This is a genomic window from Streptomyces telluris (assembly GCF_024519335.1).
Lineage (GTDB): Bacteria > Actinomycetota > Actinomycetes > Streptomycetales > Streptomycetaceae > Streptomyces > Streptomyces telluris.
On the sequence record NZ_JANIID010000051.1, the window covers coordinates 15,302 to 35,318 of the forward strand.

Genomic DNA, 20,017 nt, shown 5'->3' on the forward strand with positions numbered 1-20,017 from the left:
GGGCCGGAGGAGCACATGCCCGAGGGAGACACCGTCTGGCGCACCGCACGGGAGCTCGACCGCGCCCTGGCCGGCGCCCCGCTGGTCCGCTCCGACCTGCGCGTCCCCTCGCTGGCCACCGTGGACCTCACCGGCCGCCGCGTCACCGAGGTCCTCCCCCGCGGCAAGCACCTGCTCACGCGCCTGGAAGGGGGCCTGACCCTGCACTCACATCTGAGGATGGACGGCGCCTGGCGCGTGTACGCCCCCGGCGAGCGGTGGCGCGGCGGCCCCGGGCACCAGATCCGCGCCGTGCTGGCCACCGCCGACCGCACCGCCGTGGGGTACCGCCTGCCCGTGCTGGAGCTGCTGCGCACCGCCGACGAGAGCTCGGTGGTCGGCCACCTGGGCCCGGACCTCCTGGGCCCCGGCTGGGACGCGGAGGAGGCACTGCGCCGGCTGCTCGCCGACGCGGACCGGCCCGTGGGGGAGGCCCTGCTCGACCAGCGCAACCTCGCCGGCATCGGGAATGTCTACAAGTCGGAGCTCTGCTTCCTGCTCCGGATCTCCCCCTGGCTGCCCGTGCGCGACGTCCCGGCCCCCGAGCGACTGCCCGCCCTGGCAAGGAAGCTCCTGGAGGCCAACAAGGCGCGCGCCGCCCGCATCACCACCGGCGATCCGCGCCCCGACCACCGGGTGTGGGTGTACGGGCGGGCCGGGCGGCCCTGCCGCCGCTGCGGTACGCCGCTGCGCACGGCGGATCAGGGGGAGGCGGGTCAGGAGCGCGTCACGTACTGGTGCCCCGCCTGCCAGCCCGGCCCCGCGCCGGGGCGGACCGCATGATTAAGCCGGACGAGTGAAGCCCTGCGGTCCGTAGAGAACCACCCCTTCCGCAGCCCCCTCCACAGTCCCCCTCCACAGGGACCCCCTCCGTAGAGCCCCTCACACCCGCCCCGTCGCCCACCCCGACCTCGTCTCCGACCTCCGACCCCCCGACCACCCCGGCCGCGCCCTCACGACCGGCCGGCCGGGCCTCCGCGCCGCCGGCACGCCCACGCCACCCACGCCGACCGCCCTACCCGCGCGGCCACGGCGCCCAGGAGCCCCTCCCGGGCCTCACGCCGTCTCCAGGGGCCGCAGTGCACGGGCAGCAGGCTCAGGCCCCACCCGCCGGCGAGGACGAGCCCGTCCACGGGCCCGGCCCGGCCCGGCTGTACGAGCAGTCGCAGCAGGGCCCACCACCACAGACCGCCGGCGACGAGCGCTGCCGCCCGCCCCAGCAGGACGTACGGCCGGCGGCAGCCCCAGACATCACGCCGGACCATGGCTGCCTCCTTCGGCCGACGCTAGACCGGCTTCCCCTGGCGTGGGAGAGCGCACCGGAAGCCGGAAGCGGCGCGCTGCACGCCCGTTCGCGCCCTGCGGCGCCGGCGGTCAGCCGGAGTCCCCGCCCCGCAGCCGCGCCAGCTCCTGCTCCAGCTCCGTGATCCTGCGGTCGCGCTGGTGCAGGTCGACGATCAGCCGCTGCTCGCCCTCGTGGGTGCCCTCCTGGTACACCCGGCGCACGAAGGTGCCGGCCGTGGTCTGGTCGAGGTCCGTGAGCACCATCAGCTCGTTCGTGAAGCGGATCACCGGGTGCTCGTCCATGTCCCCAGGAGAGCGCGGCCGGGCCGCGGGCGCCACCGGAGCCCCGGCGCCGGAACCCGGCACGACGGATCCCCCGGGCTCCGGCGCCCGGGGGATCCCGTCTCCGCTCCGCCGGGGGCCTCCCCGGCGCCGTCAGGCGTTCTCCGCCTGGAACATCCAGTGGTGCTTCTCGAGGTCGCCGGTCAGACCGATCAGGAGGTCCTGGGTGACCGGGTCCGGCTCCTCCGTGGCGCGGATGCGCTCCCGCATCCGGGTGATCACCGCGCCCAGCGCGGAGACGAGGGTCTGTACGGCTTCCGTGTCCTTGCTCCAGCCGCCGCCGACCGGGTCGATGCCGCTGGTCTTGGCGACGGTCTCGGCACGTCCGTCCGGCGCGATGCCGAGGGCCGATGCGCGCTCGGCGACGGTGTCGGCGTGCACGCGGGCGCTCGCGACGACTTCGTCCAGCTGGAGGTGGACCGAGCGGAATCGGGGGCCCACGACGGTCCAGTGCACCTGCTTGGCCACCAGCGAGAGGTCCACCAGGTCGACCAGGGCGCCCTGGAGGGCGTCCCCCACGGTCTTGCGATCCGGTTCGGACAGCGAACTCTTGACGACAGACATCCAGGTTCTCCCCATCTCAACGGTTTGGACCGTTTGTTCCGTGTTGTTCGTCTTTTTATCCGCCTTCCCGCCGACCCGCCATCGCACACCACCACGAATCCACCACGAATCCACGCCGGATCCACGCTGGATCCACCGCGGATCAACCCCGGAACGAACGGCTCCGGGAAACACGAAATCCCGGCCGGAGAACCGACCGGGATTTCCCGCAAAACGCCTGTCAGGCCGCGACCACGTCCACGGCCTCGGCGGGAGCCTTGATCGTGACTCGCTCCCCCGGCACGCCCGTCACGGACACCGTATTGAACATCGGCCGCATCGGCGCGGGTACCGGCTCGCTCGCCGCTGCCGACTGCGCCAGCTCGGCGAGCGACAATTCATCGCTGACCTCGCGCATGACCTCGGACATCCGTACGTCCAGAGCGTCGCAGATTGCGGAGAGAAGCTCGGAGGACGCCTCTTTCTGCCCCCGCTCGACCTCGGAGAGGTAACCGAGCGAGACCCGGGCGGATGAGGAGACCTCGCGCAGAGTGCGGCCCTGGCGCTGGCGCTGCCGACGCAGCACGTCACCCAGCAGGCGACGGAGCAGAATCATCGGTGGCTCCCTCCTTGGACCGCGAATCCGGATCCTTCACGCCCCACCGTACCGCCTCGGGCTCCGGCCGTGCGGGGAGCTATGTCGTGTTCACTCAGGGCTGCAAACATCCATTCCCCCCGTTGTGTTCCGTATCCTTTGCGCCCACGTTTTCCGTCAGTTCGTTCAGCAGCAGTTCCAGCACCGACCGGACGCTCTCCGACCGGATCCGGGAGCGCTCCCCGTCCAGGGAGAGCTCGCGCACCCGGGCGCGCTCCCCCGGCCCCGCGACGGCCACGAAGACCGTCCCGACGGGCTTGCCGTCCTGGGGTTCGGGACCGGCGACACCGGTCGTGGCGAGCCCCCAGTCGGCGCCCAGCAGCGTGCGGACGCCGCGGGCCATCTGCTCGGCCACGTCGCCGTCCACGGCGCCGCGCCGGGCGAGCAGTTCCCCGTCCACGTCCAGCACCGCGGCCTTGACCTCGGTGGCGTACGCCGTGACGGACCCCCGCACCGACCGGGACGCGCCGGGCGCCGCGGTCAGTTCCGCCGCGACCAGCCCTCCGGTGAGCGACTCGGCGGCGGCGACGGTCTCACCGCGCGCCACGAGCGCGGCCAGGACCGCCGAAGCCGCCGGGGTGTACGTCTCGCCTGCCGTGCTCATCGGGACGCAGCCCCGGGAGTTCCGGCGCCGGCCGCGGCCCGGCCCGCCCTGCGCAGCACGACGGCCTGCTTCACGTAGTCGAGCCCCGTGGCCACCGTCAACACCACGGCCACCGCCATCACCCAGAAGCGAGCGGTGGCCAGCGCCCCGGTCAGCGCCAGGATGTACATCCCGACGGCGACGCCCTGCGCGAGGGTCTTCATCTTGCCGCCGCGGCTGGCCGGGATGACGCCGTGCTTGATCACCCAGAACCGCATCAGCGTGATGCCGATCTCGCGGAAGAGGATCACGCCGGTGACCCACCACCACAGGTCGCCCAGCGCGGACAGGCAGATCAGCGCCGCACCCATGATCGCCTTGTCCGCGATCGGGTCGGCGATCTTGCCGAAGTCCGTGACCAGGTTGTACGTCCGGGCCAGATGACCGTCGAAGAGATCGGTGATCATGGCGATGGCGAAGGCGGCCCAGGCGAAGGAGCGCCAGGCCGGGTCGTACCCGCCGTTGTGGAGCATCAGCAGCACGAACCCCGGCACGAGCAGCAGCCGCACCATGGTGAGGATGTTGGCGATGTTCCACAGCCCGGCCTGCCGTACGGCTGCCGCCGGGGCATGGCCTCCGGTGGCGGAGGCCGGGACTCCGGTCATCTGCCCGCCTCCTCGGTACACCCTCCGTCGCCGAGCGGTTCGGCGACGAGGTCGACACCCTCGCTCGCCACCACCTTGGCCACGACCATACGGCCGGGGACGAGGCCCGGGCCGGTGCCGAGCATGACCTGGCCGTCGGTCTCGGGCGCCTGGTGGGCGGCCCGGCCGAGCACGCCGTCCTCCTCGTCCACGCGGTCGACCATCACCTCAATGGTCTCTCCGATCCGCTCCTCCGCGCGCTGCGCGGTGAGCTCCTCGGCGAGCCGGGAGATGCGCGCGAGGCGCTCGGCGACGATCTCGGGGTCGAGCTTGTGGTCGTACGTGGCCGCCTCGGTGCCGTCCTCGTCGGAGTAGCCGAAGACGCCGATGGCGTCCAGGCGGGCTCCGGTCAGGAAACGTTCCAGCTCAGCGACGTCCTCCTCGGTCTCACCGGGGAAGCCGACGATGAAGTTGGAGCGGGCGCCGGCCTGCGGGGCCTTGGCCCGGATCTGGTCGAGCAGCTCCAGGAAGCGGTCGGTGTCGCCGAAGCGGCGCATGGCACGCAGCACGCCGGGGGCCGAGTGCTGGAAGGACAGGTCGAAGTAGGGCGCGACCTTCTCGGTGGAGGTCAGCACGTCGATCAGACCCGGCCGCATCTCCGCCGGCTGCAGGTAGCTGACCCGGATGCGCTCCAGGCCGTCGACGGCCGCCAGCTCGGGCAGCAGCGTCTCCAGCAGGCGGATGTCGCCGAGGTCCTTGCCGTAGGAGGTGTTGTTCTCCGAGACCAGCATGACCTCCTTGACGCCCTGCTCCGCGAGCCAGCGCGTCTCGCCCAGCACGTCGGAGGGGCGGCGGGAGATGAAGGAGCCGCGGAAGGAGGGAATGGCGCAGAAGGAGCACCGCCGGTCGCAGCCGGAGGCGAGCTTCACGGACGCGACGGGGCTGGTCTCCAGCCGGCGGCGCAGCGGCGCACGCGGCCCGGAGGCCGGCGCCACGCCCTCGGGCAGGTCGTCGGGAGGGGTGTCCTGGGCGTGCCCCGGGAGGGCCACGTCGGCGCTCTGCCGCTCGGCGGGGCTGATCGGCAGCAGCTTGCGGCGGTCGCGCGGGGTGTGGGAGGCGTGGACGCCGCCGGAGAGGATGGTCTGGAGCCGGTCGGAGATGTCGGCGTAGTCGTCGAAGCCGAGCACGCCGTCGGCCTCGGGCAGCGCCTCGGCGAGCTCCTTGCCGTACCGCTCGGCCATGCAGCCGACGGCGACCACGGCCTGGGTGCGCCCCTGGTCCTTGAGGTCGTTGGCCTCCAGGAGGGCGTCTACGGAGTCCTTCTTCGCGGCCTCGACGAAGCCACAGGTGTTGACGACGGCCACATCGGCTTCGGCGGCGTCCTCCACGAGGTCCCAGCCATCCGCCGCCAAGCGGCCTGCCAGCTCCTCCGAGTCCACCTCGTTACGGGCGCAGCCAAGTGTGACAAGAGCGACGGTACGGCGTTCGGGCATAGGGCTCAGCCTACTTTGTCCGGGAGCCTCATCCGCTGCCGAGGCTCCCGGCAATACCGGTGGGCCACGAGAGAACGATCACCCGGCGGCGCGTCCCCCAGCCGTCCGCGCCCACCCTCCGCCGCAGGTCAGCCCGCTACGGGGTCTCCCTTGGTGTAGCTGAGGCGCTGGACCTGGCCCTTGTCGCCGACATTCTTGACCTCCTTGCCGTTCACGAACAGCCGAACCGCTCCGGCGTTGCCCAGGACAAGATCGATCCGGGTGTTGTCGGTGAAGGTCTTGGAATCGCCCTGCTTGAGGACGCCCTCCTCCAGCAGCCGGCCGTTGTGGTCCTTGGCGGACATCCAGGTCTGGCCGTGATCGGCGGCGAGCTTGACGGTGACCTTGTTGGCCGGCGCCCCGGCGATGGCCTTGCCCGAGGGCTCCGCCTTCGGGTCGGCAGGCTTGCCCGAGGGAAGCTTCCGGCTCGGCGAGGCGGAGGGCTTGGCGGAGGGCGAGTCCGCGGCGACGGAGCCGTTGGTGCTCTTGGCGCCGCCGTTGAAGAGCGTGAAGCCGACGAAGCCGACGACGGCCACGATCGCGGCGACCATCGCCGCCGTCCAGTTGGGGCGGCGGGGCTCGGGGCGGATGCGCTCGGCGTCGAAGACGGGTGCCGCGGGGGTCGGCGCGGGGCGCCCGCCGCGCTCGGCGTCGTAGCGCGCGAGCAGCACGGCCGGGTCGAGCCCGACGGTGACGGCCAGGGTGCGGATGTGCCCACGTGCGTAGACGTCTCCGCCGCAGCGCGAGAAGTCGTCCTGTTCGATCGCGTGCAGGATCGGGATGCGCACGCGGGTGGTGGAGCTGACCTCGTCGACGGTCAGTCCGGCGCTGATGCGGGCCTGCTGGAGAGCCCGGCCGATCGACGGCCGGTCGTCTGCTTCTGCGTCTGCGGAGGAGTTGCCGATGGACACGTGGGCGCCTTTCGAGCGTGTAGCCACCTGCTGGGAGTTCAGTCTAGGGGGGATACGAAAGCCGCGGGCAAGCGGGAAGCCGGACTTTGTACGCCATCAGATGACTCTGCGGCGCCGACGGTGGAACATCGGACCGCCCCCCTTTCTCAACTCGACACGCCGCCGAGAGAAACGGTTGGGCAGGAATCTCCGGCGCCGTCAGGACCCGCCGTCCCCGCGGATCACCGCGAGCACGGCATCCAGCTCATCGGGCTTGACGAGGACGTCGCGGGCCTTGGAGCCCTCGCTCGGGCCCACGATGCCCCGCGACTCCATCAGGTCCATGAGTCTGCCCGCCTTCGCGAATCCCACACGCAGTTTGCGCTGCAGCATCGACGTCGAGCCGAACTGGGTGGAGACGACCAGCTCCGCGGCCTGGCACAGCAGGTCCAGGTCGTCGCCGATGTCCTCGTCGATCTCCTTCTTCCTGGCGGTGCCCACGGTGACGTCGTCCCGGAAGACCGGCGCCATCTGGTCCTTGCAGTGCTGCACGACGGCCGCGACCTCGGCCTCCGTGACGAAGGCGCCTTGCATGCGGACCGGCTTGCCCGCCCCCATGGGCAGGAAGAGGCCGTCGCCCTTGCCGATCAGCTTCTCGGCGCCCGGCTGGTCGAGGATGACGCGGCTGTCGGCGAGCGAGGAGGTGGCGAAGGCGAGCCGGGACGGCACGTTCGCCTTGATCAGGCCGGTGACCACGTCGACGGACGGGCGCTGGGTGGCCAGCACCAGGTGGATGCCGGCGGCACGGGCGAGCTGGGTGATGCGCACGATCGAGTCCTCGACGTCCCGCGGGGCGACCATCATCAGGTCCGCCAGCTCGTCGACGATCACCAGCAGATAGGGGTACGGGGAGAGCTCGCGCCCGCTGCCCTCCGGAGGAGTGACCTTGCCCGCCCGGACGGCCGCGTTGAAGTCGTCGATGTGGCGGAAGCCGAAGGCCGCGAGGTCGTCGTAGCGCAGGTCCATCTCGCGGACGACCCACTGCAGGGCCTCGGCCGCGCGCTTGGGGTTGGTGATGATCGGGGTGATCAGGTGCGGGATGCCCTCGTAGGCGGTCAGCTCCACGCGCTTGGGGTCGACGAGCACCATGCGGACCTCGTCGGGCGTGGCCCGCACCATCAGCGAGGTGATGAGGCAGTTGATGCACGAGGACTTGCCGGAGCCGGTGGCGCCGGCGACGAGGATGTGCGGCATCTTCGTCAGGTTGGCCATCACGTAACCGCCCTCGACGTCCTTGCCGAGGGCGACGAGCATCGGGTGGTCGTCCCCGGCGGCGTCCGCGAGGCGCAGGACGTCGCCCAGGTTGACCATCTCCCGGTCGGTGTTGGGGATCTCGATGCCCACGGCGGACTTGCCGGGGATCGGGGAGATGATGCGGACGTCCGGGCTGGCGACGGCGTAGGCGATGTTCTTGGCGAGGGCGGTGATGCGCTCGACCTTGACGGCGGGGCCCAGCTCGACCTCGTAGCGCGTGACCGTCGGGCCGCGGGTGAAGCCGGTGACGGCGGCGTCGACCTTGAACTCGGAGAAGACGGTGGTCAGCGCGGCCACTATGGCGTCGTTCGCGGCGCTGCGCGCCTTGCCCGGCCCGCCCCGCTCCAGCAGGTCGAGCGTGGGCAGGGAGTAGGTGATGTCGCCCGAGAGCTGGAGCTGCTCGGCGCGCGCGGGCAGGCCCGGCGCCGCGTCGGGGGCGGGCGCGGCCTTGGTGAGGTCCGGCACGCCGCGGGTGAGGTCGGGGACGCCCTTGGTGCGGTCCTGCACGGCGCCGGGCCCCTGTCCGCGGCCCCGCGCGCCCGGCACGGCGCCCGGCTGCCCGTCGTCCTGCGCGATGCCGCTGCTGAGCCCGGCGACGAGCGGGGTGGGCGGCACGCCGTGCAGCACGGCCCCGTCGAGCGAGGCGGCGGCAGCGGCCGCCATGTCGATGGCGTCGGGCTCGCGGCCGGCCGGAGGCTCCACGGGCTGCCCGGCGGGGCGCCGCGCCTTGCGCCGCTTGTTCAGCGCCTCTTCCTCGGCCTGCTCCGGGTCGGTCGCCCCGGCGGCCCGTCGCGTCGCAGCGCGGCGGGGGCGCGCGGCGGGCTCCTCGCGCCAGTCCTCGGCGTACTCCGCGTAGCCTGCGGCGTCCTCCCCCTCGTACTCGCCCGGCAGCGGCTCGATCAGCCCGAGCCGGATCCCCAGCTGCCTCAGGCGGCGCGGGATGGCGTTGACGGGGGTGGCGGTGACGACCAGCAGGCCGAAGACGGTGAGCAGCACCAGCAGCGGCACGGCGAGCACCTCGCCGACCGTGAAGACCAGAGGTTTGGACGCGGCCCAGCCGATCAGGCCGCCCGCGTCCTGCAGGGCGTGCGAGCCGTCGCCCCGCCCGGGCGACCCGCAGGCCACGTGGACCTGGCCGAGGACGCCCACGACCAGCGCGGACAGGCCGATGACGATCCGTCCGTTGGCCTCGGGGCGCTCGGGGTGGCGGAAGAGCCGGACCGCGATGATGCCGAGGAGTATCGGCACCACGAGGTCGAGCCGGCCGAAGGCGCCGGTGACGAGCATGGTCACCAGGTCGCCGACGGGGCCTTCCAGGCTGGACCAGGTGCCCGCCGCCACGATGAGGGCGAGGCCCAGGAGCAGCAGCGCCACGCCGTCCTTGCGGTGGGCCGGATCGAGGCCCCGCGCGCCGCGGCCGACGCCGCGGAACAGCGCGCCCACGCCGTGGGCCACGCCCCGCCCCACGCGGCGGACGCCGCCGGCAGGTGCGGGCGCGCGCTTGGGTGCCCGCTTGGCCGCGGCCTTCTTGGCGGGTGCTTTGCGGGGCGGCGCCTTCTTGGCGGGCGCCCGTCCCGCGGGCCTGGGCGCAGCCTTCTTGGCGGCGCCCCCGGAGCGCCCGGCACGCTGCTTCGAGGTGCCCGCCGCGCTCTGGGAACCCTTGCCGGACGTACGTGAGGCCATGGAGCCGAGATTACCGTTGCCGGGCGCGAGGGACACCCGCGCCCCGGCGTTCACCCGTTCGTGTCGTGGCCCAATGTTTTCAAGGGTGACAGGGCGTCAAAGAGTCAGCTGGGAGCGGGCAGCGGGCTCGCCCCGCTGCCGGCCCCGGGCTCCAGGGCGTCCAGTGCGCGCCGCAGGCCGGTGAGTTTGCGCTCGAGGTGGGCGGCGGTGGCGACGGCCGCGGCGTCGGCGGACTCGTCGAGCTGCTTGGTCAGCGCCTCGGCCTGCTCCTCGACGGCGGCGAGCCGTGCGGAGAGCTCGGCGAGCAGCCCCGCGGGCTCCTGGGCCGCCGCGGCGCCCGTACGCCCGGACTGGCCGTTCTCCAGCTGCAGCCGCAACAGGGCCGCCTGCTCGCGCAGCTGGCAGTTCTTCATGTACAGCTCGACGAAGACCGAGACCTTGGCGCGCAGCACCCACGGGTCGAAGGGCTTGGAGATGTAGTCCACCGCGCCCGCCGCGTAGCCGCGGAAGGTGTGGTGCGGGCCGTGGTTGATGGCGGTCAGGAAGATGATGGGGATGTCCCGCGTCCGCTCCCGCCGCTTGATGTGCGCCGCGGTCTCGAATCCATCCATGCCAGGCATCTGGACGTCCAGCAGGATCACTGCGAAATCGTCCGTCAGCAGCGCCTTGAGCGCTTCCTCCCCTGACGATGCCCGTACCAGTGTCTGATCGAGCGCCGAGAGGATGGCCTCCAGCGCCAGCAGATTTTCCGGCCGGTCATCGACCAGGAGGATCTTGGCCTTCTGCACCATGGCCCGTCCTCCTCGCCCCGGCAGTGCACCGGGCGCCGCCCCAGGGGACGACTCCCTTGCGCCGCCCGTCCTTGTGCCGGTCATGGTAGCCGCACCCCGCCGGTCGCCACACCCTGTCACCGCGATGTCACTGTGCACGTAGCAGAAACGTAGTGGGGGACCAGAAGGTTCCCCGAATCCCCGGTCCCCACACGTCCTCGCGCACACTCGGTCAGCGGCCGCCCGCGAACGCCGGGCGGCCCGCGCGGCTCCGCCTCACTCGGCGCGCATCCACTGCTCCATCACCGTGAGCAGGTGATCGGTGTCGACGGGCTTGGTGACGTAGTCCGACGCGCCCGCGTCGATGCTCTTCTCCCGGTCGCCCTTCATCGCCTTCGCGGTGAGCGCGATGATGGGCAGGCCCGCGAACTGCGGCATCCTGCGGATGGCGGCCGTCGTGGCGTAGCCGTCCATCTCCGGCATCATGATGTCCATCAGGACCACCACGACGTCGTCGTGCTGCTCCAGCACCTCGATCCCCTCGCGGCCGTTCTCCGCGTAGAGCACCGAAAGCCCGTGCTGCTCCAGGACGCTCGTGAGGGCGAAGACGTTGCGGATGTCGTCGTCGACGATCAGCACCTTCTCCCCGTGGAAGCCCCCGCCGAACCCCGACCCGAAGTCCTTGGCCGTCGGTTGCTCTGCGTCACCATGGAGCTCGGTCGGCCACGGCTCGCCCTGGGGGGCGGCCGGCGGCTGGGTCCCCGGCACGGGCGGAGCGGGCCACTGCGCGGCGGCCTGCGCGGCCCGCTGGCGCCGCAGCAGGAGTCCTGCCGCCCCGCGCGCGGGCGACTCCGCCCCGGCGACCGGCAGCCCCGCCTCGACGGCCGTGATCTCCTCGGCGACGCCCCCCTGCTCGGCGCCGGGCTCGGGCCGGCTGCCCGGCGCGAGCTGCGGGTAGCCCTGCGGCGGCAGCTCGCCGGCGTTGAGCGGGAGGTAGAGGGTGAAGGTGGAGCCGCGGCCGGGCTCGCTCGCGGCGTGGATCTCGCCGCCGAGCAGCCGTGCGATCTCCCGGCTGATCGACAGCCCGAGGCCGGTGCCGCCGTACTTGCGGCTGGTCGTCCCGTCGGCCTGCTTGAACGCCTCGAAGATCACGCGCATCTTGCTGGCCGCGATGCCGATGCCGGTGTCGGTGACCGAGAAGGCGATCACCTCGCCGTCCGGGTCGCGCAGCGAGCCCGCTTCGAGGAGCTGCTCGCGGATGGTGTCCGGGACGTCCCCGCCGGCCGGCCGGATGACCAGCTCCACCGCGCCGGTGTCGGTGAACTTGACCGCGTTCGACAGGAGGTTGCGCAGCACCTGCAGCAGCCGCTGCTCGTCGGTGTGCAGCGTGGCCGGCAGCTCGGGCGAGACCCGTACGGAGAAGTCGAGCCCCTTCTCCGCCGTCAGCGGCCGGAACGTGGCCTCCACGTAGTCGACCAGCTGGACGAGCGCGATCCGGGTCGGGCTGACGTCCATCTTGCCCGCCTCGACCTTGGACAGGTCCAGGATGTCGTTGATCAGCTGCAGCAGGTCCGAGCCCGCGCCGTGGATGGTCTCGGCGAACTCCACCTGCTTGGGCGAGAGGTTGCCGTCCGCGTTGTCGGCGAGCAGCTTCGCGAGGATGAGCAGCGAGTTGAGCGGCGTGCGCAGCTCGTGCGACATGTTGGCCAGGAACTCGGACTTGTAGCGCATCGAGACCGCGAGCTGCTCGGCGCGCTCCTCCAGCACCTGCCGGGCCTCCTCGATCTCGGTGTTCTTCACCTCGATGTCGCGGTTCTGCCGCGCCAGCCGCTCGGACTTCTCCTCCAGCTCCGCGTTGGAGATCTCCAGCGCCTTCTGCCGGTTCTCCAATTCGGCCGACCGCTCGCGCAGTTGCTCGGTGAGCTCCTGCGACTGCTTGAGCAGCATCTCCGTCTTGGTGTTGACGCTGATGGTGTTGACGCTCGTGCCGATCATCTCGGCGATCTGGTTGAGGAAGTCCTTCTGGATCTGCGCGAACGGCTGGAAGGAGGCCAGCTCGATCACGCCGAGCACCTGGCCCTCGAAGAGCACCGGCAACACGATGACGTGCGCCGGAGGCGCCTCGCCCAGACCGGAGGCGATCTTCAGGTAGCCCGGCGGAACGTTCTCCACCAGGATGGTCCGCTTCTCCTTCGCCGCGGTGCCGATCAGCGTCTCGCCCGGCCGGAAGGAGGTGGGCATGGAGCCCATCGAGTAGCCGTACGAGCCGAGCATGCGCAGCTCGTAGGCGTCCCGGCCGTCCTCCGCGCCCTGCCCGGACGGCGAGCCCGTCGGCATGGCCAGGAAGAACGCGCCGTGCTGCGCGGAGACCACCGGCGTCAGCTCGCTCATGATCAGCCCGGCGACGTCGTCCAGGTCCCGGCGGCCCTGCAGGAGGCCGGAGATCCGGGCGACGTTGCCCTTGAGCCAGTCCTGCTCCTTGTTGGCCAGGGTGGTCTCGCGGAGGTTGGCGATCATCGTGTTGATGTTGTCCTGGAGCTCCAGGATCTCGCCGGCCGCGTCCACGTCGATCTTGAGGTTGAGATCACCACGGGTCACCGCCGTGGCGACCTCGGCGATGGCCCGCACCTGACGGGTCAGGTTCCCGGCCATCTCGTTGACCGACTCGGTCAGGTCCCGCCAGGTGCCGTCCACGTCCCGCACCCGCGCCTGGCCGCCCAGCTGGCCCTCCGTACCCACCTCGCGGGCCACGCGCGTGACCTGATCGGCGAACGACGACAGCTGGTCCACCATCGTGTTGATGGTCGTCTTCAGCTGGAGGATCTCGCCGCGGGCATCGATGTCGATCTTCTTGGTGAGATCGCCCTGGGCGATGGCCGTGGTGACCATCGCGATGTTGCGGACCTGGCCCGTCAGGTTGGAGGCCATGGCGTTCACGGACTCCGTGAGGTCCTTCCAGGTGCCGCTGACGCCCGGCACGCGCGCCTGGCCGCCCAGGATGCCGTCCGTGCCCACCTCGCGCGCCACGCGCGTGACCTCGTCCGCGAAGGACGACAGCGTCGTCACCATGGTGTTGACGGTGTCGGCCAGCTGCGCGACCTCGCCGCGCGCCTCGACCGTCACCTTTTTGGTCAGGTCGCCGTTGGCGACCGCCGCCGCGACCTGCGAGATGTTACGTACCTGGCTGGTGAGGTTGTTGGCCATCAGGTTGACGTTGTCACTGAGGTCCTTCCAGATGCCGGTGACGTCCCGCACCCGCGCCTGACCGCCCAGCTGCCCCTCGGTGCCCACCTCGCGGGCCACCCGCGTCACCTGCTCCGCGAAGTCCGAGAGCTGGTCCACCATCGTGTTCACGGTGGTGACCAGTTCGAGGATCTCGCCCTTCGCGTCGACGGTGATCTTCTTCGACAGGTCGCCCTTGGCGACGGCCGTCGTCACCTCCGCGATGTTGCGCACCTGCGAAGTCAGGTTGTTGGCCATGAAGTTGACCGACTGGGTGAGGTCCTTCCAGGTGCCGGAGACGCCCTGCACCTCGGCCTGGCCGCCCAGGATGCCCTCGGTGCCCACCTCGCGGGCCACGCGCGTGACCTGATCGGCGAACGACGACAGCTGGTCCACCATCGTGTTGAGGGTGTTCTTCAGCTCCAGGATCTCGCCCCGGGCGTCCACATCGATCTTCTGCGACAGGTCGCCGCGCGCGACCGCCGTCGCGACCTGCGCGATGTTGCGCACCTGCGCCGTCAGGTTGCCCGCCATGCCGTTGACGGAGTCCGTGAGGTCGCGCCATACGCCGGCCACGCCCGGCACCTGCGCCTGGCCGCCCAGCCGGCCCTCGGTCCCCACGTCCCGGGCGACCCGGGTCACCTGCTCGGCGAAGGCGGAGAGCTGGTCGACCATCGTGTTGATGGTGTTCTTCAGCTCCAGGATCTCGCCGCGCGCGTCCACGTCGATCTTCTGGGAGAGGTCGCCGCGCGCGACCGCCGTGGTCACCTGAGCGATCTGCCGCACCTGGGAGGTGAGGTTGCCCGCCATGAAGTTGACCGAGTCGGTCAGCTCCTTCCAGGTGCCGCTGACGCCGTCCACCCGGGCCTGACCGCCCAGCCGGCCCTCCGTGCCGACGTCGCGCGCCATGCGCGTGACCTGGTCGGCGAACGAGGACAGCTGATCGACCATGGTGTTCACGGTGTTCTTCAGCTGCAGCATCTCGCCGGAGACGTCGACGGTCACCTTCTGCGAGAGGTCGCCGTTGGCGACCGCCGTGGTCACCTGCGCGATGTTGCGCACCTGCCCCGTGAGGTTGCGGAAGGCGGTGTTCACCGAGTCGGTGAGGTCCTTCCACGTACCCGCCGCGCCGGGCACCGCGGCCTGACCGCCGAGCTCGCCCTCGACGCCGATCTCCCGCGCCACGCGCGTGACTTCGGCACCGAAGGCGGACAGCTGGTCCACCATCGTGTTGACCGTGTTCTTCAGCTCCAGCATCTCGCCGGAGACGTCGACGGTCACCTTCTGGCCCAAGTCACCGTTGGCCACGGCCGTGGTCACCTGGGCGATGTCCCGCACCTGCGTCGTGACGTTGCGGAAGGCGGTGTTCACCGAATCGGTGAGGTCCTTCCACGTACCCGCCGCCCCCGGCACCTGAGCCTGCCCGCCGAGCCGGCCCTCCGCGCCGACCTCGCTGGCCACCCGCGTCACCTCGTCGGCGAAGGTGCGCAGCGTCTCCGTCATCTGGTTGATCGTCTCGGCCAGCTGGGCGATCTCGCCCCGCGCGCTGACCGTCACCTTCTGCGAGAGGTCGCCGTTGGCGACCGCCGTCGTCACCTGCGCGATGCCCCGCACCTGCGCCGTCAGGTTCCCGGCCATCAGGTTGACGGAGTCCGTGAGGTCCTTCCAGACGCCCGCGACGCCGGGCACCTGCGCCTGGCCCCCCAGCTCGCCCTCCGTGCCCACCTCGCGCGCCACGCGCGTGACCTCGGAGGCGAAGGAGGACAGCTGGTCGACCATCGTGTTGACGGTGTTCTTCAGCTCCAGCATCTCCCCGGCCACGTGCACCGTGACCTTGCGGGAGAGGTCGCCCTTGGCGACCGCGGTCGTCACGAGAGCGATGTCACGCACCTGAGCGGTGAGCCTCGACGCCATCGTGTTGACGGAATCCGTCAGGTCCTTCCACGAACCCGACATACCGCGCACCCGTGCCTGGCCGCCCAGCTTGCCCTCGGTGCCCACCTCGCTCGCGACCCGCGTCACCTCGTCGGTGAACGCCGACAGCTGGTCCACGAGGCCGTTGACCGTACGCCCGACCTTCAGGAACTCGCCCCGCAGCGGATGCGCCGACCCGTCCGCCCCCTGGGAGCGCAGGTCCATCCGCTGCTCCAGGTCGCCCTCGGCCACCGCCGACAGCACCCGCCCCACCTCGGAGACCGGCCGCACCAGGTCGTCCACCAGGGCGTTCGACGCGTCGATCGCGGCGGCCCAGGCGCCCTCGCAGGCCCCGACCTCCAGCCGCTCCGTGAGCTTGCCCTCACGGCCCACGACCCGGCGCACCCTGGCCAGCTCCCCGGTGAGCTGCAGATTGCGGTCCGCGACCTCGTTGAAGACCGCGGCGATCTCGGCCATCACCCCGTCGCCGGAGACCGTCAGCCGCTTCCGGAAGTTTCCGTCGCGCATGGCGGACAGCGCCGTCAGCAGCCTGGTCAAGGCCGCCGTGTCGACTTCCGTCGTCCCATTGGCCCGGGACCGTCCGCCCTTCGCGCGCGTGCTCACGCCCCGCGCCTCCGCGCCAGACTCCACCGTGTCCCTCCCGCAGGGTCGATCATCCTCGTCGGGCTTCCACTTCAATCTTTCCCAGTGTTTCACCCCGGCCCGGCCAGGCCATAACAGTTCGGCAGCATCGCACACGGTCCGCGGGCACTCCCAAGGTGGAATCCGTTCGCACCGGCCTCCGCCTGTGCGGTGAAGGTAAGTAACCTGGCATCCGGCCAGGGCAATGGAGGGGCGCTGCGACATGGGTGAGCAGATCGCCGAGACCTACACGACGAGGAGACCTGTGATCACCGCGCGGGCTGCCGCCACCTTCGAGCCGGTCGGACGCTCGGTCGCCTCCGCCCGCGCCTTCGTCCGGGACACTCTCCAGGGCTGGGGCCACCCCGACATCATCGACGACGCCGTCGTCCTGACCAGCGAGCTCGTCACCAACGCCGTCGTCCACGCCGGCACCGCCGCCGACGTCCTGTGCATGCGCACCGCCACCGGCGTCCGCATCGAGGTCGCCGACCGCTATCCCGAGCGCGAGGTGCCCCTGCAGAGCTCCGCCCGGCGCATCGGCGGCGTCGACCGCGAGGGAGGCCGCGGCCTGCTGCTGTGCGCCGCTCTGGCCACCCGCTGGGGCGTCGAGTACACCCCCACCCACAAGCAGGTGTGGTTCCAGCTCGACCTCCCCGACCGCCCCGCCGGCACCCGCTCCGCGGGCCCCGCCCTGCCCACCGAGGCCCTGCCGGTGGCCGACGCCCGCGTCCGCGTCGCCGTCGTCCAGCTCGACCGCAGCGGCGGCATCACCGCCTGGAACGACGACGCGGACTCCCTCTTCGGCTTCGCCGCCGACCAGGTCCTCGGCAAGCCGCTCACCGACTTCGCCGCCTGGCCGCACACCCCCGGCACCTCCACCGGCATCGCCGAGGCCCTGCGCCTGTCCCGCTGGGAGGGGTCCTACGGCATAAGGGGCGCCGACGGCCGCATCACGCCCGTCTACGCCTCCCACCTCCGCGTCCGCGACAACGAGGGCGCCCCCTCCACCGTCTGCCTGCTGGTGCGCGAGGAGGAGCGCGCCGTCCTGCAGAGCCTCCAGCGCACTCCCGCCGCGACCGACAGCGGCACCACCGACCGGGGCACCGTCACCGACCCCTTCGAGGTCTTCATCGGCTCCCCCGCCCCCGACGACCTCGACGGCCTCCTCCAGCGCACCGTCGAGCGCGCCCGCGACATGCTCGACGGCGACGCCGCCTACCTCCTGCTGGCCACCGACGACGAGACCGAGCTGGAGGTGCGCGCCTCCACCGGCCTGCCCTCCGCCCGCCAGCGCTTCGCCCGCGTCCCCGTCGAGGCCGGCACCGGCCGCTACGGCTCCGCCCGGATGCCCGCCGTCCACGAGGACCTCGCCGTCCTCCCCGGCGCCGTTCCCCTCCTCAACGACACCGGCATGCGCTCTGTCGTCACCGTCCCCCTCAAGGTCGAGGGCCGCCTCACCGGCTCCCTGGGCGTCGCCGCGGAGGCCCCGGGCCGCTACAGCAACGAAGAAGCGCTGCGTCTGCAGTTCGCCGCCGACCGCATCGCCCTGGCCGTCGAGCGCGCCCGCCTCAACGAGCTCGAACGCCTGCGCCGCGGCTCCCTCTCCTTCCTCGTCGAGGCCTCCGACCTCCTCGCCGGCACCCTCGACCGCGACCAGACCCTCGCCCTCATGGCACAGATGACGGTGCCCACCCTCGCCACCTGGTGCGCGGTCTACACCGTCGCCGACCCCGCATCCGAACCCGAGCTGTCCTACGTGCTGCACGAGGACGAGGACCGCATCGACGGCCTCAAGACCCTCCTCGGCCGGCTCGCCCCGCCGGACCCCGTCCCCACGCCCGGCGCCCGCATCTGGACCGCCCCCTCCGAGGCCGCCCACGCCGCGGCCCTCCGCGGCTCCCTGCGCACCCTGGGCATCGCCGAGAGCGACCGCCACGCGGCCGCGCCCAGCACCTCCCTCGCCACGGCGGCCGCCGTCGGCGGAGAGACCGTCGTCCTGCCGCTCGTCGCCCGCAACCGCGTCATCGGCATGCTCACCCTCGGCAAGCCCACCGACGACCACTTCCGCCAGGAGATCCTCGAACTCGCCGAGGACCTCTCCCGCCGGGCCGCCCTGGCGCTGGACAACGCCCGCCTCTACAGCGAGCGCACCGCCATCAGCCAGTCCCTCCAGCGCAGCCTCCTCCCGCCGGAGCTGCTGCACGTCCCCGGCGTCGAGGTCGACGTCATCTACCGCGCCGCCGGCGAGGGCAACGAGGTCGGCGGCGACTTCTACGACCTCTTCGCCATCCGCGACGGCGCCTACGGCTTCGCCATCGGCGACGTCTGCGGCACGGGGCCCGAAGCCGCGGCGGTCACCGGCCTCGCCCGCCACGCCCTGCGCCTCCTCGCCCGCGAGGGCTACGGCGGCCCGGCGGTGCTGGAGCGTCTGAACGCCGCCATCCTCGACGAGGGCGCCCGCAGCCGCTTCCTGACGCTGCTGTACGGCGAGCTGTGGCCCCAGGAGGACGGCAGCGCGATCCTCAAGGTCGTCTGCGCCGGCCACCCCCTGCCGCTGCGCCTGCGCCAGGACGGCACGGTGGAAGCGGCGGCGGACCCGCAGCCGCTGCTGGGCGTCATGGAGGACCTGGAGCTGTACGAGCAGACGGTCACCCTCGAACCGGGCGACGTCCTCCTGTGCGTCACGGACGGCGTGACCGAGCGCCGCGAAGGCACGCGCATGCTGGGCGACGACGGCCTCACCGACCTGCTGACGACCTGTACGGGGCTGACGGCGGGGGCGGTGGCCGCCCGGGTGCTACGGGCGGTCGAGCGCTTCGCCGCGGAGCCCGCGTCCGACGACATGGCGATCCTGGCGATGCGGGTGCCGGAGCTGCCGTGAGAACGGCCGGGGTGTGAATACCCGGGGTGCGAATACGAAGAAGGCCCCCGCCATTTGGCGGGGGCCTTCTTTCTCTGAGCCCCAAAACGGAATCGAACCGTTGACCTTCTCCTTACCATGGAGACGCTCTGCCGACTGAGCTATTGGGGCCGGCAACGAGATAAAGCATACCCCATGTTCGTACGCACTTTTGACCACGTGGGGCGGCCGCGCCGGAGGCTCGTGAGGACATCACACGGGGACTCACTCAGGCGGCTTCCGGAACCAGCCCGCCCAGCGCATTGCAGACGGCCACGACGCGGTGCAGCTCCCGCTCGGTGGCGGCGGCGTCGATGGGCAGCGCCAGGCACTGATCGGCGGCCCGCTCGGTCTCGGCGAGCCACAAGTCCCGCCGGTAGGAGGGAAGTCGGTGCACGGGTGTCTGTACAGGCACGTGGCACCGTACGCCGCGGGCCCGCAGCGCCCGTGCGAACGCATCGCGGTCCGGCCGGCCGTTGCCCGGCACGCGCACCACATAGGAGTGGTAGCCGTGCTCAACGCCCGGGGTCACGGCGGGCGTCACGACGCCCCGCAGCCGGGCGTTCAGGTACGCGGCGTGCGCCCACCTGCGCCTGGTGCTCTCGTCCACGGGAGCCGGCGGCTTGTACTGCGCAGGCTGCTCGTACTGCTCGTACTGCTCGTACTCGACCACGAGCAATCCGCGCCGGTCGGCGACGGTGCGTAGGCCGGCCAGGTCGGCGCGGCGGCCGAAGAGGTGAACGGGCATCACTGCGGCGGCCCGGAGCGTGAGCGTGGCGGCGACGGAGTCCGGGTCCAGGCAGAGGCTCTCCGGGTCGATGTCCGCGAACACGGGTACGGCTCCGGCCCGGCGGACCGCCTCGGCCGCATCCGCCGTCGCGTACGACGGCACGACGACCTCGTCACCTGTACCGATGCCCGCTGCCGTGAGCGTCTCCACTGTCCCCATGCCTGGAGGGTTTCCAGGGGACGTGAACACGGCGTGACGCTCCGCAGTTCATTGCGGAAATAAAAAAGCTCCGGTAGCTGAACTGAGTTCAGCTACCGGAGCTTCTTCT

At 71.7% G+C, this 20,017-nt stretch carries 14 protein-coding genes and 1 tRNA gene; 2 read left to right on the forward strand and 13 right to left on the reverse strand.

Annotated elements, in window-relative coordinates; genetic code table 11:
- Positions 1 to 15 precede the first annotated feature (15 nt).
- Positions 16 to 822: a DNA-formamidopyrimidine glycosylase family protein gene (locus NQU55_RS33690; RefSeq protein ID WP_168091930.1), complete on the forward strand. Its 807-nt coding sequence runs from the start codon at positions 16 to 18 to the stop codon at positions 820 to 822.
- Positions 823 to 992: 170 nt separating this feature from the next.
- Here NQU55_RS33690 and NQU55_RS33695 read toward each other — a convergent pair whose 3' ends face one another.
- The 11 genes from NQU55_RS33695 to NQU55_RS33745 form a co-directional block, all read right to left on the reverse strand.
- A complete protein-coding gene (locus NQU55_RS33695; protein WP_168091931.1) occupies positions 993 to 1,304 on the reverse strand; it encodes a hypothetical protein in 312 nt (103 codons plus the stop codon).
- Between the two features lie 109 nt (positions 1,305 to 1,413).
- The gene (locus tag NQU55_RS33700) at positions 1,414 to 1,626 is read right to left on the reverse strand and encodes a hypothetical protein (protein WP_168091932.1); all 213 of its coding nucleotides are present in this window, start codon (positions 1,624 to 1,626) and stop codon (positions 1,414 to 1,416) included.
- A gap of 132 nt (positions 1,627 to 1,758) precedes the next feature.
- On the reverse strand, positions 1,759 to 2,229 hold the full coding sequence (locus tag NQU55_RS33705; protein WP_168091933.1) for a Dps family protein: 471 nt from the start codon (positions 2,227 to 2,229) through the stop codon (positions 1,759 to 1,761).
- A gap of 220 nt (positions 2,230 to 2,449) precedes the next feature.
- The gene (locus NQU55_RS33710; protein ID WP_168091934.1) at positions 2,450 to 2,824 is read right to left on the reverse strand and encodes a helix-turn-helix domain-containing protein; all 375 of its coding nucleotides are present in this window, start codon (positions 2,822 to 2,824) and stop codon (positions 2,450 to 2,452) included.
- Positions 2,825 to 2,918: 94 nt separating this feature from the next.
- Positions 2,919 to 3,467: a CinA family protein gene (locus NQU55_RS33715; protein WP_168091935.1), complete on the reverse strand. Its 549-nt coding sequence runs from the start codon at positions 3,465 to 3,467 to the stop codon at positions 2,919 to 2,921.
- On the reverse strand, positions 3,464 to 4,111 hold the full coding sequence (gene pgsA / locus NQU55_RS33720; RefSeq protein ID WP_168091936.1) for a CDP-diacylglycerol--glycerol-3-phosphate 3-phosphatidyltransferase: 648 nt from the start codon (positions 4,109 to 4,111) through the stop codon (positions 3,464 to 3,466). Before pgsA ends, NQU55_RS33715 begins: the two co-directional genes overlap by 4 nt.
- The gene (gene rimO, locus NQU55_RS33725; protein ID WP_168091937.1) at positions 4,108 to 5,583 is read right to left on the reverse strand and encodes a 30S ribosomal protein S12 methylthiotransferase RimO; all 1,476 of its coding nucleotides are present in this window, start codon (positions 5,581 to 5,583) and stop codon (positions 4,108 to 4,110) included. Before rimO ends, pgsA begins: the two co-directional genes overlap by 4 nt.
- Positions 5,584 to 5,711: 128 nt before the next feature.
- On the reverse strand, positions 5,712 to 6,533 hold the full coding sequence (locus NQU55_RS33730; RefSeq protein WP_168091938.1) for a helix-turn-helix domain-containing protein: 822 nt from the start codon (positions 6,531 to 6,533) through the stop codon (positions 5,712 to 5,714).
- 198 nt (positions 6,534 to 6,731) lie between these two features.
- Positions 6,732 to 9,509 (reverse strand): DNA translocase FtsK, encoded by a 2,778-nt coding sequence (locus NQU55_RS33735; protein WP_168091939.1) that lies wholly within the window; start codon positions 9,507 to 9,509, stop codon positions 6,732 to 6,734.
- A gap of 104 nt (positions 9,510 to 9,613) precedes the next feature.
- A complete protein-coding gene (locus NQU55_RS33740) occupies positions 9,614 to 10,300 on the reverse strand; it encodes a response regulator (protein WP_058047234.1) in 687 nt (228 codons plus the stop codon).
- A 255-nt stretch (positions 10,301 to 10,555) separates the two neighbouring features.
- Entirely contained in the window at positions 10,556 to 16,066 is a 5,511-nt protein-coding gene (locus NQU55_RS33745) for a HAMP domain-containing protein (RefSeq protein WP_168091940.1), read from the reverse strand.
- Between the two features lie 214 nt (positions 16,067 to 16,280).
- Here NQU55_RS33745 and NQU55_RS33750 point away from each other — a divergent pair, with 214 nt between their 5' ends.
- Positions 16,281 to 18,941, forward strand: coding sequence for a SpoIIE family protein phosphatase (locus NQU55_RS33750; protein ID WP_168091941.1), 2,661 nt, complete (start codon positions 16,281 to 16,283; stop codon positions 18,939 to 18,941).
- A gap of 77 nt (positions 18,942 to 19,018) precedes the next feature.
- Here NQU55_RS33750 and NQU55_RS33755 read toward each other — a convergent pair.
- Together NQU55_RS33755 and NQU55_RS33760 are read right to left on the reverse strand one after the other, a co-directional pair.
- Positions 19,019 to 19,091, reverse strand: a tRNA-Thr gene (locus NQU55_RS33755).
- Between the two features lie 97 nt (positions 19,092 to 19,188).
- Positions 19,189 to 19,908: a DegT/DnrJ/EryC1/StrS family aminotransferase gene (locus tag NQU55_RS33760; protein ID WP_168097118.1), complete on the reverse strand. Its 720-nt coding sequence runs from the start codon at positions 19,906 to 19,908 to the stop codon at positions 19,189 to 19,191.
- Positions 19,909 to 20,017 lie beyond the last annotated feature (109 nt).